General features: G+C 52.8%; 5 protein-coding genes. All 5 read left to right on the plus strand.

The window, feature by feature from the left end:
• Positions 1–2: 2 nt before the first annotated feature.
• Positions 3–3263, plus strand: coding sequence for a hypothetical protein (locus tag ACYVI1_RS07290; protein ID WP_460908313.1), 3261 nt, complete (start codon positions 3–5; stop codon positions 3261–3263).
• A 962-nt stretch (positions 3264–4225) separates the two neighbouring features.
• Positions 4226–14944: an SdrD B-like domain-containing protein gene (locus ACYVI1_RS07295; RefSeq protein WP_460908315.1), complete on the plus strand. Its 10719-nt coding sequence runs from the start codon at positions 4226–4228 to the stop codon at positions 14942–14944.
• 5 nt (positions 14945–14949) lie between these two features.
• Positions 14950–15924: a PorP/SprF family type IX secretion system membrane protein gene (locus ACYVI1_RS07300; protein ID WP_460908317.1), complete on the plus strand. Its 975-nt coding sequence runs from the start codon at positions 14950–14952 to the stop codon at positions 15922–15924.
• 183 nt (positions 15925–16107) lie between these two features.
• The gene (locus tag ACYVI1_RS07305) at positions 16108–18480 is read left to right on the plus strand and encodes an OmpA family protein (protein WP_460908320.1); all 2373 of its coding nucleotides are present in this window, start codon (positions 16108–16110) and stop codon (positions 18478–18480) included.
• Positions 18481–18649: 169 nt separating this feature from the next.
• Positions 18650–19567, plus strand: a complete 918-nt coding sequence (locus ACYVI1_RS07310) for a PorP/SprF family type IX secretion system membrane protein (protein WP_460908322.1) — start codon at positions 18650–18652, stop codon at positions 19565–19567.
• The last annotated feature ends 61 nt before the right edge of the window (positions 19568–19628 follow it).

Consider the following 19628-nt stretch of genomic DNA (forward strand, 5'->3'; position numbering starts at 1 on the left):
TTATGCGAAATCAATACATTCTGTTGTTGAGCCTATGGCTGGGCGGATTGAGCGTGGCTGCGGCACAAAATTATCCGTCGCTCGAACGGTTCGGGAAAAATCGTATCCAATACCGCAATTTTGAGTGGAAAATTGTCAGGACCTCGAACTTCGAGATTTATTACTATCAGGATGGCAGCCAGATTGCTAATCTGACAGCCCAGTATGCAGAGTCAGAATTTGACCGTATTACTGAACTGCTTGGCTATACGCCCTACAATCGGGTTAAAGTATTTCTGTTCAATTCGCCCGCCGAACTTGCCCAGAGCAATGTTGGTCTGAACGCTCAGGGAGGCCTGAGCAGCCGGGAACAGAACCTGTCTAAATCGCGGGTCGAGTTGGCGTTTACGGGCGACCAGGTCAGTTTTCGGCGGCAGATCGTACACGATATTTCCATGCTGTTTGTGTATGATATGCTCTACGGCGGAAGTTTGAAAGACGCGCTCCAGAGTTCATTGCTACTGACATTGCCCGATTGGTTCATGCCCGGCATTGCCGCCTACATCGCTGACGGGAATAGCCTGGAACTGGACGATTACATGCGCGATGTTTCGCTGACGCACCCCATCCGAAAACCGTCGCTACTGTCAGGTATCGACGCTGAACACGCCGGACACTCCATCTGGAACTACATCGTTCAACGCTATGGCCGCGATAATGTGTCGAACATTCTGAACCTTACGCGCATCATTCGCAATGAACAAAACAGCATTTCCAGCACGCTGGGTGTGCCCTACAGCCGGTTTCTGCGCGAATGGCGCGAGTATTACACGGGTATGGCCAGCACCGTAACCCAATCCTATCAGGCTGGCGCCGATAATTTCCAGCTTAAAATAGGGTCGACCGATAACAAATCATCGCTGATTAGCTTAAAGTTGAGCAACGACAAACAGTTTATTGCCTACTCTACGGTGCGTGACGGACGATTCAATGTCGAAGTTGTTAACACGACAACCCGCAAAAAGACCTCCGTTCTGTCGGGAGGGTATCGGCTCGACGGGCAGGCCACACAAACCAGTACGCCATTGGTAGCCTGGCAGCGCGATAACAACCTGCTTATCATTACCGATGAATTAGGCCAAACTAACCTCTACCAGTACAGCGATTTTGAGAAGCGTCCCAAACGCCAGTTTAAGCGGCAGGTGAATGGCCTCTCGCAGGTAGTCTGGATGGACGCATCGGAGGATGGCGGCAGCCTGATCCTGAGTGCCGAGCGCAAAGGGCAGAGCGACTTATTTTTGTACAGCATCAATCGCGGCTCGTATCAGCAGATTACCAACGACCTCTATGACGATTTATACCCGTCGTTTATTGGGCGCACTGCTCAGCAGGTTGTCTTCAGCTCCAACCGCAAAGACGATACGCTGGGCGTCGATAAAGGATCGTACAAAACCATCCGCGACCACCTGAGCCTTTTTTCGCACGAAGGAAGTGCCCGCGATTTAGCCGTCGTTCGGCTAACCGATTCGCTGGCGCACGCAACCCAACCAATTCCGTCGGGTGAGACAACGGTATATTTCCTGAACGATATGAACGGTATTCGCAACCTGTACCGGCTCGATACCGAGAGTAAGGCGACCAATCAGGTAACGGCTTTTCCGCAAAGTATTCAGTTGTATGATCTTAACCCAATTACGGGTGGATTCGTCTATAGCAGTTTAAAAAATGGGGACGAGTACGTTGGATTTCGCTCTCAACTAAACCTGGCCCAAACACTACAGGCACCACCCACTCAGCGCAGCACTACGGTTAACCGGGCCACGACTTCGACACGAACGGGGCCGGTACGATCGGATTCAACGAACCGGGCTACCCGGCCAGATACCACCGGGGGCGGGCGTAAAGTGGCTGATTTACCGTCTCAACCAGTAAAAACACTGGCATTGGAGCCGGGCGAAGTCGATACGGATAATTATCAATTTGACCCTGAAGTGCTGAAAGCAGCCGAGTATCGCCAGCGCCGTTCGGTGGTGGGCGTTTCGCCGGGGCTAACCACAGCACCTCCCCGCAATCGGCGACGCGAAAACATCACCATTCGGGGTCCATTTGATTATAAAGGAACATTTGGCATTAACGAGGCTCCGTCTAACTGGCGCATCGACCCAATCAAGGGATTTGGCTATGCTCAGGAAGTCACATTAACCGATTTGCTGGAGAACCACGTCCTGCGTGCCGGTGGATTTATCAGCCTGACCAATACGCTTCGAAACAGCGATTTATTTGCTGAATATACAAACCTGAAACACGGGATTGATTATGGGGGACGGGTTGACCGGCAGACTTTGTTTGTCGATGGGGCCGGTTTACTTCAGAAATACCGGTTCAACCGCTTTGCTGTTTCGGCATCTTATCCGATTTCAGTGAACAGCCGCTTTACCGTATCTCCTTTTTATGCCCTTACCCGCCTGATCGACCTGTCGTCGTTTAACGAGCCAGACCGTGTTTCCGACTATGCCGGGTTGCGGGGCGAGTTTGTCTTCGACAATACCAAAGTCAATGGTATGAACATGACGGTTGGCACACGGGCGAAACTTCGGTTTGAGGAATATGCGGGTTTGAAAGGCTCATCGCAGGGGTTCCGGCGACTGTCGCTCGATTTGCGGCATTACCAGCGAATTCACCGCGATCTGGTCCTCGCTACTCGTGTTTCGTTTAGCCAGTCGGGGGGGGCATCGCCTAAAAAAAGCACGCTGGGTGGCATGGAGAACTGGATTGCCGGCCAGAAAGAGTCGACTGCCTCCAATCCACTGCTGATTCCCAACGTATCTCAGAACAACGTTCCCTATGATTATCGGGATGTTTTCTTTCTGGATTTTGCCGCTCCGCTGCGGGGTTTCCGACAGGGGAAACTTACCGGGAGCAGCTATATGCTTTTCAATGCTGAACTCCGCCTGCCGCTTATTCGATACCTGTATCGGGGCAATGTGACGTCTAATTTCCTGCGGAATCTTCAATTGGTTGCCTTTTCAGATATTGGTACCGCCTGGACGGGTAGTGGGCCATTCAGTCAGCAAAACAGTTTGAATACCGAGGTTGTTGGCGGGGGAAATATTCCTTTCCGGGCAACTGTCACGAACTTTAAAAATCCGTTTCTGATTGGGTATGGGGCTGGTGTAAGAACCATGCTTTTCGGTTATTTTGTCAAGTTCGATTATGCCTGGGGACTTGAAGATAAGTCGGTTGGCAAGCCAATTCCGTATCTCACCCTGGGTTACGATTTTTGACGTACTCGTTTAGCTGGTATAACGTAAAAGGTCACTCTATGCAGAGTGACCTTTTACGTTATACCAGCTAAACTACCGAACAGTAAATACCGGCCCGCCAGAAAAGCTTCGTACATATATTTGTTCATCTGAACGCAGTAGTCACTGTACGCGACAGATAGGCCTCCAGTAGCCTAACCCTCCTCTCATAAAGCCGCTCAAACAGCCTGGCAACAGCCCGGTAAATTTCTTTCTCTGAGGGCATTAATTCATTAAGTCAACGGAATCTGTACGGAGATACTACAATTGGCATAGTTTTCGCTAATCGTCTGCCACCGAATAATTAAGTGGCATTCCCCCTGTTTTGCCTGAATTATGAGTAGCTGTCGTGTTTTGGCAAAATAGTTAATGCATAGTAACGGCTTAAAACACAGGTTTTTAGCCGTTAATAAACAGAAGAAAAAAAAGTGCGCGGTGGTTTGGCATAGTTTTAGTTGATTTTTAAGGAGCAAAAAGCCTTTTTATCTCAGGTAGCCTGCCGTTACTTATATACGGTTGGCTGGTCAGAGTGTTTGTTCGTTCGCAGAGGGCTTTTTTTTGCCAACAGGAAACCGTCCCAAATCAAATTGCAGATGGAAGAAATATCTACACTACACGCAAAACGTCTTGAGCCTATTGCTGGCCGCATACTTTCAGAAAAGTGCCGCCAATCGGTTGAAAGAGAAAACCGGACAGGTCGCTTTACGGGACGGTTGATAAGCTACGTCTTAAAATTATTTTATGGCAAATTCAGGCCATCTCCAATGGCTGTACGCTCCTGGGTTACACCCGTTAATGTAGGGCGAAGGGACGCCACTGAACAACGACCGGTGCAGGGCTTACCAAGGTTAGATTCGGAACCGCCCGACATACCAGATGCTCCTCCTCCTGGTCTTCGACTAAATGTTCTTTATAGTGCTTTTACTATTTTTGTACAACATCCAATGAATGAGCAAATTATACTAAGCGAATTACCTCACCATACGCCCCCCCCAATGCTGCCTGATGCAGCCGAAGGGACAGTTTTGTTGAGAACTAAGCCGGAGACGAGAAGCCACTTCACGAAGTTGCTGGCTCTATTTGTCGCCTATGCTCATCCTACAGCGCTACCTGTTCTGAAGGGCGCTTATTCAGTACTGGCTCTTCTGATGCTTTGGCTGGTAAGTTCACCCGTTCAGGCGCAGATACCAGCAACAGTGAACCTAAGCCTTCATAAGGCTATTAGTGTTCAGGCCCCTGCCATTGGTGATGTTGTTACCTACACTATTGTTGTGGCGAACTCGCCTGGCTCAACCACAGCGACCAATGTCGTTGTGAAAGACGACCTGCCCGCTGGGGGCGTAACGTTCGTGCCTGGGTCGGCAACCACCGTGCGCGGCAGCGGTGTCTTTTCGCCTGCCATTTCGGCGTCGGCGATTACCGGTACATGGACCATTGGTTCCATTGCGCCGGGCGACTCGGCTGTTTTGGTGTTTAAAGCCAATGTCACAAGCCAGGGTGTTTGGTTTAACATTGCCGAAATTGTTTCTGCTGATCAGACAGATTCTAACTCAGTGCCTAATAATCAGAGTTTGACTGAGGACGATTATGACGCTGTCTGTTTTTCAGTTCCCATTCTCTGGTATCCGGGCGATGAACATACGGTGACGATCCCATCGGGATACGATCAGATTGTTTGGTCCCGTAATGGTACACCCATCAGCACGTCGGCTGTCTCCACGTCATTAGCTGAAGTTAATGGCGATTTTTCGTTGACCATCAAAAGTCCGGGCACGTATAGCTTCGTCACCTACCGAAATGGTTGTCCTTCAACAAACTGCTGCGACATTCAACTCATCCAGGGACCATATGGCAGCCTGGGTGATTACGTATTTATAGATGCAGATAGGGACGGAGCGCAGGATGCTGGTGAAACCGGTATTGATGGGGTTACCGTACAATTATACGATCAGACCGGGACGACTTTACTGAGCACCACCGTTACCTCAGGTGGCGGCCTGTATAAGTTTGATAGCCTGACCGATGGAAGCTACGTTGTTAAGTTTATTACGCCAGCAGGTTATCAATCCACCTCGGCCAATGCCGCCGGTGTAGCTGATAACTTAGACAGTGATGCGGGTATCGGTGGATTTACGGGGGTCTATACAATTGATACCAGCCAGCCCGAATCCAGCACCGCTCGCAACAACCCAACTGTTGATGCGGGTTATTACCTGCCAGGCGCTGGTTTGGGCGATTACGTCTTTGTAGATGCCAACAAGAATGGTATTCAGGATGGGGGCGACAGCCCGATTCCGGGAGTACTCGTTACCTTATATACAAACGGAGTAGCCTCGGCAACGACGGTGAGTAATGCCAGCGGCTTCTACTCCTTCACGGGCCTGACACCAGGCAGCAGCTTGTCCTACTCGGTGGGCTTCACAGCTCCTTCGGGTTATACGGCTACCCTGCAGAACATCGGCCTGGATAACTTGGACTCGGATGCTGACCCCATTACGGGCCGCACTCAAAGCGTGACGCTGGCGGATGGGGAGTTTAACCCAACACTGGATGCAGGCTACTACATTCCCTCGGCTTCGCTGGGCGACTATGTCTTTGCTGACAATAACCAGAACGGCATTCAGGACGGGGGCGATACGCCCATACCGGGCGTAGTGGTGGTACTGCTGGATGGCAGCAACACTCCGATCGCTTCAACGACCACCAATGCCAGTGGGTTGTACTCGTTCACCGGTCTGACTCCAGGCGTTCCGTACTCGGTGAGTTTTGTAACACCTACGGGCTATACCAGCACCACCGCTCAGGTCGGTGGAGATGACACCAAAGACTCAGATGCTAACCCAGTGACAGGCCAGACCCGCTCGGTCACGCTGGCGGCAGGTGAGAACAACCCCAACTTAGATGCAGGATTCTATCTGCCGTCGGCCGGTCTTGGTGATTATGTCTTCAATGATAACAATGGCAACGGCATTCAGGACGGGGGCGATACGCCACTGGCCGGAGTAACGGTCACGCTCTATGTAAATGGTGTGGCTTCGGCCACAACGGTGAGCAACGCCAGCGGCTTCTACTCCTTCACGGGCCTGACGCCGGGCAATAGTTTGTCCTACTCAGTGGGCTTCACGGCCCCGGCGGGTCTAACGGCAACTCAGCCGGGTCAGGGGGGCAATGATGGCACCGACAGCGACATCAATCCGGTGACGGGCACGACCCGCTCAGTCACGCTGGCAGCGGGTGAGTTCAACCCCAATTTAGACGCGGGTTATGTGCTCACACCAACCTGCCCGACCAATTACAGCTTAACTGTGCCCAATGCTGCTACCATCTGTAGTGGGGCTTCTTATACGCTGATAACGTCAACACTAATTCCAGGCGCTAAAGTCTGTTATTATCTGACGCCGACCGGTGGAACTGCTTTCGCTATAGTTGACAGTGGTGAAGGTGTTGTTGTGACACCGACTACCAACACAACTTACTACGTGGAGGTGACATTAGGCAACTGTAAAAGTGAGCGTATACCGATTGTTATAACTGTGAAAGACTGTACGCCAGCGGGCCTTGGCGACTACGTCTTCAATGACAACAATGGCAACGGCATTCAGGACGGGGGCGATACGCCACTGGCCGGAGTAACGGTCACGCTCTATGTAAATGGTGTGGCTTCGGCCACAACGGTGAGCAACGCCAGCGGCTTCTACTCCTTCACGGGCCTGACGCCGGGCAATAGTTTGTCCTACTCAGTGGGCTTCACGGCCCCGGCGGGTCTAACGGCAACTCAGCCGGGTCAGGGGGGCAATGATGGCACCGACAGCGACATCAATCCGGTGACGGGCACGACCCGCTCAGTCACGCTGGCAGCGGGTGAGTTTAATGGTAACTTAGACGCAGGTTACGTGCCAACACCGACGCCCAAAGCCAGCCTTGGTGACTATGTCTTTGTTGATAACAACGGCAACGGCATTCAGGACGGGGGCGATACGCCACTGGCCGGAGTAACGGTCACGCTCTATATCAATGGAGTAGGGTCGGCTACAACGGTGAGCAATGCGTCGGGCTTCTACTCCTTCACAGGTTTAACGCCGGGCAGCAGCTTATCTTACTCAGTGGGCTTCACCACACCGGCAGGGCTGACGGCAACGCTGGCCAACCAGGGTGGCAATGACGCCCTGGACAGCGATGCGGATGGTATAACAGGCCGCACCCAGTCGGTGACGCTGGCTGCCGGTGAGTTCAATACCACACTTGATGCGGGTTATATTACGCCCAAAGCGGGTCTTGGTGATTATGTCTTCAATGACAACAATGGTAACGGCATTCAGGACGGGGGCGACAGCCCGATTCCGGGAGTACTCGTTACCTTATATACGAATGGAGTAGCCTCGGCTACAACGGTGAGCAATACCAGCGGCTTCTACTCCTTCACGGGCCTGACGCCGGGCAATAGTTTGTCCTACTCGGTGGGTTTCACCACACCTTCGGGCTACACGGCGACTCAGCCGGGTCAGGGGGGCAATGATGGCACCGACAGCGACATTAATCCGGTGACGGGCACGACCCGCTCGGTCACGCTGGCAGCGGGTGAGTTCAACGGCAACTTAGACGCAGGTTACGTGCCAAGATGTCCTGTTGCTATTCAGCCGCCGACGATTGTGTGTGCCATCACCGAGATTTGTAAAGGCACGTCAACGACGCTGACAGCGAGAGGCTGTGAGAATGGCACAGTGAAATGGTCGGATGGGCAAACAGGCGCAACGATTTTCGTTTCGCCGACTGTAACCACCGCCTACACCGCAAGTTGCGCGATTGGTACTTGCACCAGTGCAGCCTCGAACACCATTACAGTAACCGTACTTGATCCGCAGATACCCACTATCGTAGCCAGCGCCACAAGCGTTTGCCCAGGTACATCGGTAACCCTGACAGCCTCAGGTTGCGTCGGTGGGGTAATTGAATGGTCAGATGGGGCGCAAATTGGCAACTCCATTGTGGTAACCCTCAATGGCAAGACAACCTACACGGCTCAATGCCGGATAGGTAGCTGCCTAAGTGGTCCGGCTACGAAAACAATTGACGTTACACCCGTTCTTCCAACACCAACGATTGTGTGCAGCACGTCGGTTGTCTGCCCAGGCGAAACCCTGACGCTGACCGTTGAGAACTGCGTCGGTACACCCGTGTGGAATAGCACGACGGCTACAACCAGCAGCATCGTTGTCACGCCAACGCCGGGCAATAACAGCTACACAGTGTACTGTAAAAACGGGGCCTGCATTAGTCCGTCGTCGGCGGTGTACACAATTAACATTGTGGCACCAACAATCCCGACCGTAACGGCCAGCGCCGATACAGTTTGTGCGAAAGGAGCCGTAGTTCTGTCGGCTACGGGTTGTAATGGCCAGGTGATATGGTCGACTGGGCAGACCGGCGCAAGCATTACGGTTTACCCGACGGCGAACATAAGCTACTATGCTCAATGTAAATACCGCACCTGCCTGAGCGCACAATCCAATGCTGTCAAAGTGGTAGTGGTTAACCCGCAGGCTCCGATTATCACAGCGAGCAAAACGCTCATCTGTAGCGGGGAAAAAGTAACGCTATCCGCAAATGGATGCGACGGCATCGTGAAATGGTATGGTGTCGATCGGACAGGTGCCAGCATCGACATCTACCCAACAGCAACCACTGAATACTACGCAACCTGTAAGAAAGGTTCGTGCGAAAGTGATCCGTCGAACAAGATTCGTGTAACCGTCAACACCGGTCCGGGTACGGCTCCAGTCATAACGGCTTCGAGTCTGTCAGTTTGCACCAGTGGTGTGATTACCCTGACAGCAACGGGCTGCGCGAATGGCATGATACAGTGGTCGGATGGGCAGACCGGACCGATTGTATCGGTAACGGCTACGGCCAACAACCATGAATTCTACGCGCTGTGCAAACCAACCAGTGGTACGCTCTGTGGTACGGGTAAATCGAACGTGATCAACATCAGCGTAACACCAGCACCTGCTCCGAGCATCGTGGCCAGTCAGACTTCGATTTGCAGTGGCGACACGGTGACGCTAACCGCTTCGGGTTGTGCCGGTGGTACAGTTCAGTGGTATGGTACCAACCAGACCGGTGCCAGCATCAAGGTGATACCAACCGCAACCACCGAATACTACGCCATCTGTAAGAATGGTACGTGCGAAAGTGGTCCGTCGAATAAGGTGACGGTAGTTGTCAACACAGCAGGTACAGCTCCGGTGATAACGGCTTCGAGCCTAACAGTTTGCAGTGGCAGCGTGGTATCGCTGACGGCGACCGGCTGTGCGAATGGCATGATACAGTGGTCGGATGGGCAGACCGGACCGGTTGTTTCGGTAACGGTTACACCGAATAACTACCAATTCTCGGCCATCTGCAAAGCGGGTTCGCAGTGCAGCAGTCCGGCGTCGAACACGATTACGGTCAACGTAACACCGATACCAACGCCAACTGTTGTTTGCAGTACGGCTGAGATATGCCCCGGCGAACACGTCGTGCTGACGGTGCAGAACTGCCAGGGTATTCCGTACTGGAGCAGCACCTCGTCGCACGCTACCAGCATTACGGTGACGCCAGCGGTAACAACGTCCTACACGGTTTACTGTCTGGATGGGGTATGCAAAAGCCCAACCTCGCTGAGCTACACCATCACGGTGACGCCGGTGCTGCCGCCAACCATCACGGCTTCGGCTACAGCGGTTACGGCGGGCAGTTCGGTAACGCTGACGGCAACGGGCTGTGTGGGTGAAGTTATCTGGTCGGCAAACGACATCAACGGCAATAATCACGGAGCGTCGATTGTGGTGATACCAGTAGGTACACAGACCTACTACGCTCAGTGCAAGTACCGCGAATGCCTGAGTGATCCGTCAATAACGATCATCATCAACCCAGGTGATTGCATCGCGAAAGCCGGAACTCTGGCACCCGTAAGTGCAACGGTCTGCGGTGGCACAAGCGGTACGCTGACAATAGCGGCTACACCAGGTGGTGGGCTGATTGTACCAACGGGCTACTCGGTTCTTTACATACTGACGAAAGGGGCTGGCTTAGTGGTTCAAAACACCAGTCCGACACCTTCGTTCACTATAACGACTGGTGCGGCTGACTATACCATTCATACACTGGTGTACAATGCAACCCCTGCGGATCCAAACTACCTCAATCTGTCAGGAATACAGCCAGGCGTAACAACAGCAGCCGATGTACTGGCCCTGATCGGTGCGAAATGTGCTGCTCTTGATGCAACGGGTGCTAAAGTGATTGTAACGAGCCCGACGCCACCCGTTCTAACCGCTTCATCGCTTACTGCCTGCTACGGTAGCATGGTTTCGCTCACGGCGACCGGCTGCGAAGGTGGTACGGTAAACTGGTCGGATGGTTCAGTTGGAGCCAGCATTCAGAAAACGGTCTACGCTGATCTGATGCTGACAGCTACCTGTACCCTCAACGGTTGCACAAGCAGCCCATCGCAGGCAGTGCAAATCACGGTGGCTTCACCAGCTATCCCGGCTATCGCGACGAACAAACCGGCCATCTGTCTCGGCGAAACGGTTTCACTGACAGCAACCGGCTGTAACGGGGGCACCTACGTCTGGTCGGATCCGAACAGCACAACGGGCAGTATTCTGACGGTAACGCCAACGACGACATCGCAATACCGCGTGAAGTGCGTCATTGGCACCTGCGAAGGGGAATGGTCAGCCTACAACACCATCACGGTAGGTACGCCTGCTCCGCCCACAATCTCGATTGTTGGGGCAACCGGCAGCACGACGGCCTGCTTCGGTGCGCCGGTAACGCTGACGGCTCAAGGGTGTGGCCCGAATAGCTACGTGACCTGGTCGAACAATCAGGTTGGTCAGTCGATAACGGTATCGCTGGCATCAACCGCTGCGTTCACGGCTCGTTGCTGCAACTCAAATACGTGTAAGAGTGAACCATCGAACGAACTGACGGTAACGGTTCTGCCGAAAGTTCCACAGCCAACGGTTGTTGACAAGACGAATGCCTGTCCGTTCACAACGGTCGACCTGGCAACGGCTGTCACCAGCAGCCCGGCAACGGTGGGTGGTGTGTTTGAGTTCTACTCGGATGCTTCGCTGACTACAAAAGTGGCTACCCCGGCAGCCGTTGGTGCGGGAACGTACTACGTTGTTGAGAAAACCACCAATGGTTGCCTGAGCCTGCCGCTCGCAATTCATGTGCAGATTACTCCCTGCACAGAGCCAACGCCCTGTAATCAGCAGAATCCGGCAACGGCCAATGCTGGTCCTGATGCCAGCATCTGTGCAGCGAAAACGTATCAACTGAATGGAGCTATGGGTGGCGCGGGTACAACCGCCCACTGGACGACCAGCGGTAATGGTACATTCAGCAACCCGTATGCGCTCAATCCGGTCTATACGGCCAGTGCTGAAGACATCCTGTCCGGCACTGTAACCCTGACACTCTCGGTAAGCACGAACAATGCGGCCTGCCCGGTAGCTACGGATGCGATGATACTCACCATTGACGGTATCAAGTCGGTGCCGACCATCGTGGTGGTTGGTGGAACGACGCTTTGCTTTGGCGATTCGGTTATCCTGAAGGCGCCAGACGGTGCTGTGGGTTATCTGTGGAACACCAAAGCGACAACGCAGCAGATTGTTGTGAAGAGCAGCGGAGTCTACAGCGTTCAGTTACTCGATGCAAAAGGGTGCAGTTCGGTTAAATCGGCTGATGTAGCGGTGAACGTAGCGGCCCCGGTAGCTGAGCCGCTGGTAAGCAACTTACGCAACACCTGCCCATCGAAAATTGTCGATCTGACCAAAGCGCTCTCGACCACAACGGTGGGTAGTTCCTACATCTACCGAATTTGTGAATGCGTAACGTCGAACATCATTACGCGCCCGGATTCGGTTTGTGAAGGCACCTACTGGATCGTTGAGAAAACGGCGAGAGGCTGCGTGAGCAAGCCAGCCAAAGTGGTGGTGAAAGTCTTCAACTGCGCGAGCGATACGCTTGATGCCGACGTGAGCATTGCCAAAACAGTTAGCTCTGCGTTTGTGAAAAACGGAGCCCCTGTAACCTACACTGTCACGGTGAGCAACGCAGGACCGCACACGGCTCACAACATCGACGTTCGCGACGTGCTGCCAGAAGGCCTGGAGGTGATCGTTTCGCAGGCGTCCACCTACACGGTGTCGGACGGTGTCATCAGGAAGCACATCGACAGCCTGAAGGCAGGGGATTCTTACCAGATTGTTTTTGCGGCCCGCGTTACGAAGAAGGGGCAGGATATTGTCAACAAGGCTGAGATTACCTATCTCGACAACGAAGACACCAACCCGGCCAATAACACATCGAGCGTGACCGTGAAAGATACGACAAGCCGTCAGGCAAGTTGGATTGGTCTGGCGAAGGCGGTACTTGGTCAGCCAACGGCGGCAGGCGATTCGCTGATAAACGTTTCGTACAAATTCGTAGTAACGAACTTCGGCGATGATACCCTGCATAAGGTACAGGTAGGTGATGATCTGGCGTTTGCCTTCTCGCCGAACACCGTGCAGAGTGTGACGCTAACTGCCTCGAACGGTTCGTCGCTGTCGACAAATCCAGCGTTCACCGGCACCGGAAGCAACACGAACCTGCTTGATTCAGCCAGTCACCTGTTGCCAGGCGCTTCGCAGACGTTCGTCCTGAACGTACTCGTGAAACGCGCTGCGGGCGATACTACTAAATCGTTCAACAACATGGCGAGTGCGTCGGCGCTGAACAGCCTGACAGCGGTGTCTGACCTATCGATGAGCGGTGGCAATGCCGACCCGGATAACGATGGCGACCCAACCAACAATACAGGCGCAACCAGCTTCACCTTAGGGGTCGATCAGCAGCAGGGTCCCGCTATCGGCCTGGCGCTGGCGGTTGTGAATGTTGTGCAGCTACCGGATAGTTCCTACAACGTCACCTACAAAGCGACGATTAAGAACTACGGCGATGTTGCGCTGCAAGGCATAAGTCTGAAAGACAGCTTAGCTGGGGTGTTTGTCTCGCCAGCCTCATACAGTGTGGTAGGCGCACCGCAGGTGGGCGCAGGAAGCACATTGGTTGCCAATGCGACTTTCAACGGCAGCACACAGACGGATATTCTGACCAACACCAGCCAACTGGCGGTGGGTGCTCAGGATACGATTGTGTTCACGGTGAACGTGAAGGCCAATGGCAACAATGGTCCCTTCTACTCAAGTGCTACGGCGGTGGGTCATACGGCTGATTTGAGTCAGACGGTGGAGGATATTTCGAACAACGGTTTCGATCCAAAACCAGAAGGGTCAGTATCGACAACGGTGCGTTTCGATCTGCCGAAGGGCTTGCTGGGCGTAGCGAAATCGGTAGGAACGCCGGTACTGGTTGAAACGGGTGTCTATGACATTCCCTACACTATTGCGCTGTGCAACTTAGGAACGGTTCCGCTCAAGAATGTGCAGGTGGTGGATAACCTCTCGCAAACGTTTGGCAATGGTGCCCTGATTGTCAGTAGCCAGATCAGTGTTTCCGGTACAGGCAGCGTAACGGTCGATCCGCTCTACACCGGGCAGGGATTGATTACGAAAATGCTGAACGATTCGCTAAGCACACTGGCGGTAGGAGCAAAGGCTTATCTGACCTTCACCGTTCGGGTGAACGTGAAGGATGCCGACACGCTGACATTCTACAATACGGCTATGGCAACGGCCAAGACGCCTACCAATGACGTCGTAGAAGATGTATCGACGGCGGGCACGAACGATGATCCGGACAATGACCTCGACCCGCGCAACAACAGCCTGCCAACACCAATTGGGTTGAATAATCTCTCGACAACATCGTATATTGGTCTGGCCATGAGCGTTCAGGATACGGTTCGGCAGGCTGACGGTAGTTTCAACGTCACGTATCAGATTGTCGTGAAAAATTATGGCCCTAATGCACTGACAAACGTAACGATAAGCGACTCGCTGTCGAAGGTGTTCAACAGCCAGACCGGAGCAAGCTTCTCTATCGTGCAGGCCCCCTTCACGACATCGACGGGCAGCGCGCTGAAACTGAACCCGAACTTCAACGGTGGCACTGACCCCGTGGTGGTTCTGGGCGATAGCACCAGCACAATGGCAGCCGGTAAAGTCGATACAATTCGGGTAGTCATTAACGTGATTACCGATGGCAGTACGACAACCTTCCTGAACTCGGCCTACGGCCAGGCGCAGGCAAAAGATGGGTTAGTGAGCGATGTCTCGACGAGCGGTCTGAACCCCGATCTGAATGGCAACAACAACCCGAACGACTCGAACGAGCGCGAGGCAACTCCGCTGAACCTGACCCCGAACTATGCGTCGCTCTTCATACCGGAAGGCTTCTCGCCCAACGGTGACGGTGTCAACGACCTGTTCGTGATTCGGGGCGCCACCGGCCTTACGGTTAGCCTGCAGGTGTACAATCGCTGGGGCCACATGGTCTACACCAGCGACGACTACAAAAACGATTGGGATGGTAAGCCTAACACGGGTATTGCTATCAGTTCGGATGGCAACGGCCTGCCCGACGGAACGTACTACTACGTGATTAACACCAGCGACGGACGTAAGTTTGTTCGATACATGACGATTAACCGCTAATACCGATGTCAAACCAGTTTTCAACCAAACATTGGGCAATTGTGCTGCTGCTGATCCTGGGGATCGGCAGCGGCCAGGTCCGGGCACAGCAGGACAAAATGTTCTCGCAGTACATGTTCAACATGATGGCCCTTAACCCGGCCTATGCCGGTAGTCGCGACGTGCTGAGCATGTCGGCCCTCTACCGAAACCAGTGGACCGGCATTCAGGGAGCCCCGCAAACGGCAACCTTTACGGCCGATATGCCGCTCAATCAGGAGCGGGTTGGCGTCGGATTGCAACTCTACGGCGACAAAGCCGGGGTGATTCAGGAAGCGGGTGCCTTTGCTTCCTATGCGTTTCGGATTAAAGTAGGGGCTAAATCGACGCTGGCATTGGGTTTGCAGGCGGGGGCTTCGAGTTACCAGGCTAACCTGACCGAGGTGAAAACCTCACCGGATGGCCTGCCCGACCCGGCTTTTGCCAGCAACATCTCCAAGATACTGCCCAATTTCGGCACGGGTATTTATCTGAGCAATGATCGGTCGTATCTAAGCATTTCGGTGCCCCGGCTGATCAAGAATAAACTGAGCGAGTATAACGTCGGCGATTTGCGGGCGGTGCAGGCTCGCCATGCCTACTTAGCGGCTGGTTTTGTGGTCGGAATTAGCCCCGTTATCAAAATGAAGCCGTCGATGCTGGTTAAGTATGCGGAAGGTGCTCCACTGGGTTTCGATGGCAACATCAACTTCTGGTTTGCCGATCGGTTGGCCATTGGTGCCTCAATTCGGCGGAACCAGTTTTCCTCCTGGACTAAATACACGACCGACGCCATCGTTGGTATGGTGGAAGTGCAACTGACCGATCAGTTCCGCTTCGGCTACGCTTATGACCGCACCATGAGTAATTTACAGAGTGTGGCCCCCAGTTCGCATGAAATTATGATTCGCTATGAGTTTGGATTCGGGAAAAACCGAATCCTGACACCGCGCTATTTTTAGTAATGGTTGAATAGTTAATTGGTTGATTGGTTGAATAGCTGGCGCATACACCTATTCAACCAATCAACCAATTAACTATTCAACCATTAATTTTCGGCTCAGATTTTGCTTAGGAAAAGGTATATCCTCCAGGGTATACCTTTTCTTTTGGCCTTGCTGCCATCTCTCGAAACATTATCGCGTATGACACGAATTCTCTCCCTCATCGTGCTCGCCTGGCTGACAGGCGGCCCACTGCTGGCGCAATCGTTAACGAAACAGGCCAACCATCAATTCGACCAGTTAGCCTATGCAAAGGCCATCGACCTGTATGAAAAAGCACTGGCTTCCCCAACCGACATGACCGACTCTGAACGTCGGGATGCGCGGGCTAAATTAGGGTATAGCTATCAGCAGACGCGCGACATGCAAAATGCCGAGCGTGTTTATCGAGACTTGATTGGCAGTGGTGATTTGCCCGCCGATTATACCAAATGTCATTTGTTTTACGCCCAGACTTTAGCCAGCAATGGCAAATACAGGGAGGCACAGACGGCCTATGATAAATATGGTAGCCTGCAAACGGGTGACAAGCGAAGCCCGTCGTTTTCCAAACTCTATCGCGATGTAAATGCCCTGACCCGGAATGCCGGTAGCTATAAGGTCGAATTTTTAAGTATGAATACCCGCCGGGCCGAGTTTAGTCCGATGGTATATCGGGATGGGCTGGTGTTTGTGTCGGCGGGGCATGGCGGCAACGGCATCAAGCGAATTTTCAAGTGGAATAACACGCCATTTCTGGATTTATATTACCTGCCCGACCTGAACACCATTCGGGGAAAAGCATCCAGCATAGGCGGTAGTGCGCCTTCGGCAAAACGAGTTCGCACGCAGTTGATTCGGCCCCTTGGCAGCGACGACTACACCGCTTCGACGTCCAACGATTCACGAACGGTTGGATTTTATGGGGGTAACAACATCAGCATGGGCTATGAAGATCAGCCCATTAGCGAATCGGACCGCTTCAGCCGAACGCTCAATACCAAATACCATGAAGGCCCCGCTACGTTTACCAAAGATGGGTCCCGCGTGATTTTTACCCGGAATAACTTTAACGAAGGGCACTACCGCGAAAGCACCGACGGAGTAAACAAACTCAAGCTTTACACCGCTATGCAAATTAGTGGTGTGTGGAGCAAAGCGGAAGAACTGCCATTTAACAGCGACGAGTTTTCGAGCGGGCATCCGGCACTTTCTAAAGACGATCAGTTGCTGTATTTCTCCTCGGATCGGCCCGGTGGCTTCGGTGGTACGGATATTTATGTTTCCAGATGGGTGAATAACAAATGGAGCGAGCCGGTGAACTTAGGCAAGGAAGTGAACACGAAGGGCAACGAACTCTTTCCCTTCATCGACGCAAAAGATAACCTGTACTTTTCGTCGGACGGGCACCCGGGCTTAGGCGATCTGGACATGTTCTACGCCCAGCTTTCGCCCGATGGACAGCAGGGTAAACTCGTGCGGAACCTCGGCGAGCCGCTTAACTCGTCCAAAGATGATTTCGGTATTGTGACCGATGGCGACCGGATGGGTGGCTATTTTAGCAGCAACCGTAAACATGGCGGGGCCGACGATGACGTGTACCGATTCACGCGTGAAGGCTCCCTGTATCCCTGCCGCGAACTAACGCTGAGTATCATCGACGCCGAGTCGAAAGAACCATTGGCCAATACGTCGGTGGCGATGGACAACCCGGTTAACGATAAGCAAAAAGAGCTTAAAACCGATGCTGAAGGACTTGTCCGCATTTGCTTAGACGTTGACAGCGAGTTTAAGTTTTTAGCCAGCCGTGAAGGGTATGTCGACAATAAAGTTGGTTTTTCAACAAAAGACCTGTCCGACGATCAACCCTCTCGTTTGGAGATTCCCCTGTCGAAGCCAACAGCAGACAAAGAGGCCGCCAATATGACCTTGCGCGGTCGGGTGATGGCTCAATCCGACCGAAAACCGATTGCGGGGGCAAAAGTCGTGTCGCTGAATGAGTGCGATGGCACCTCACAGGAAACCCGCTCCGACTCGCTTGGAAATTATGAGTTTACGGTGAAAACGGGCTGTGCGTATGCACTCGAAGCCATCAAAGATAACCGGGGAACGACCGGCGCCCACGTTGATAAAGAGGGCGTTGGGTCAACGGATTTGTTTATGTTCAAGAAAGGCGATGTTATTAAAGTTGAGAACATCTACTACGACCTGAACAAGGCAAAAATCCGGCCTGATGCAGCCGCTGAGTTAGATAAATTAGTGGCGTTGCTGGCTAAATACCCAACCATGACGATTGAAATGCGCTCACATACAGACAGCCGGGCTACCGCAACGTATAACAATACATTGTCAGGTAATCGGGCTAAAGCGGCCGTAGCCTATCTGAAATCGAAAGGCGTAGCGGCTAAGCGTCTGGTGGCCAAAGGCTATGGCGAAAGTGCATTGATCAATAAATGCAAAGATGGCGTGAAATGCGCTGATGAGGAGCACCAGCAAAACCGCCGGACAGAAATCAAGATTTTGAAATTGGAGTAGGAAAAGCTGAAACACAGAGATACGGAGAAGACATGGAGTTGTACAGAGAAAAATAACTAATACTCCTCTGTGCAACTCCGTGTCTTCTCCGTATCTCTGTGTTTCAGCTTTTAACCGTTTAGGTTTTCCGGCTAAAACCTCGCAATTTGTTCCGGTATTCAACGTCTGTATGCGTTTCTTCGCTTATAAATCAACTGCTTTTTCGTTAGCCACGGGCTTCTTTTGGCTTGTATGCCAATCGGCTTACGCCCAAAAGGAAGTGTTGTATTCGCAGTATCTGCAAAATCCGCTGAGTATCAATCCGGCGTATGCAGGTAGCCGTGAGTCGTTCCACCTGACCGCTTTTCTTCGGCGAAAATGGATAAGCGTTCGGTATGCACCCATTACACAGAGCGTATCTGCCGACGGGGCCATCGCCAACGGGCGGGTGGGATTGGGGTTTCAGGCCCTCAACGACCGCATGGGCTTGTTTGCCGCAACAGGGGTGTATGGCAGTGTGGCCTATCGGTTCAATTTGCCCGCCTTAGCCAAATTAGCTATTGGTGTGCAGGGCGGTGTGCATGTACTGCCCATTCAGGATGTCACGACGGCGGCAAGCGTTAACCGGGCAGTGGGTAGTCTTGGTGTGGGGATTTACTATCAGTCGGATCGTTTTTTCGCTGGTATTTCCGCGCCCGAATTAAGTGGGCAGGTAACGGATTTGACGGGCCGGTATTTGTATAAAAGTGTGCGTCCTGTCCTGTTTCAGGTCGGCGTGCCGGTCAAAGTCGCCGAAAATACCGTTCTGATTCCATCCATTCTCATCTCAAAAATAACCGATCGACCGCTGGGTTTCGACCTGAATCTGCGAGCGTGGTTCAGTGAGGAGGTAGGGCTGGGTCTTTCGTATCGGCAAAACAGTCCGGGCCTAATTCAAACAAACTATGTACAGGCGTTCGCTGAATATCAGCTAAGTAAGGCCATTCGGTTGGGCTATGTGTTCAATTCGCAGACCCCCGAAAGCCCCAATGCCAGGCAGTATGATCAAAAAAGCGTTCATGAAATCATGCTTCGCTTCTCGCCAAATACACTAAGGTTTTCCTATTGACCAACCGGCGCCTGCAAGGATAGATTTCGACAGGATTACAGGATTGAATTTTTGTATAATC

The sequence above is a fragment of the Spirosoma areae genome, assembly GCF_054781775.1.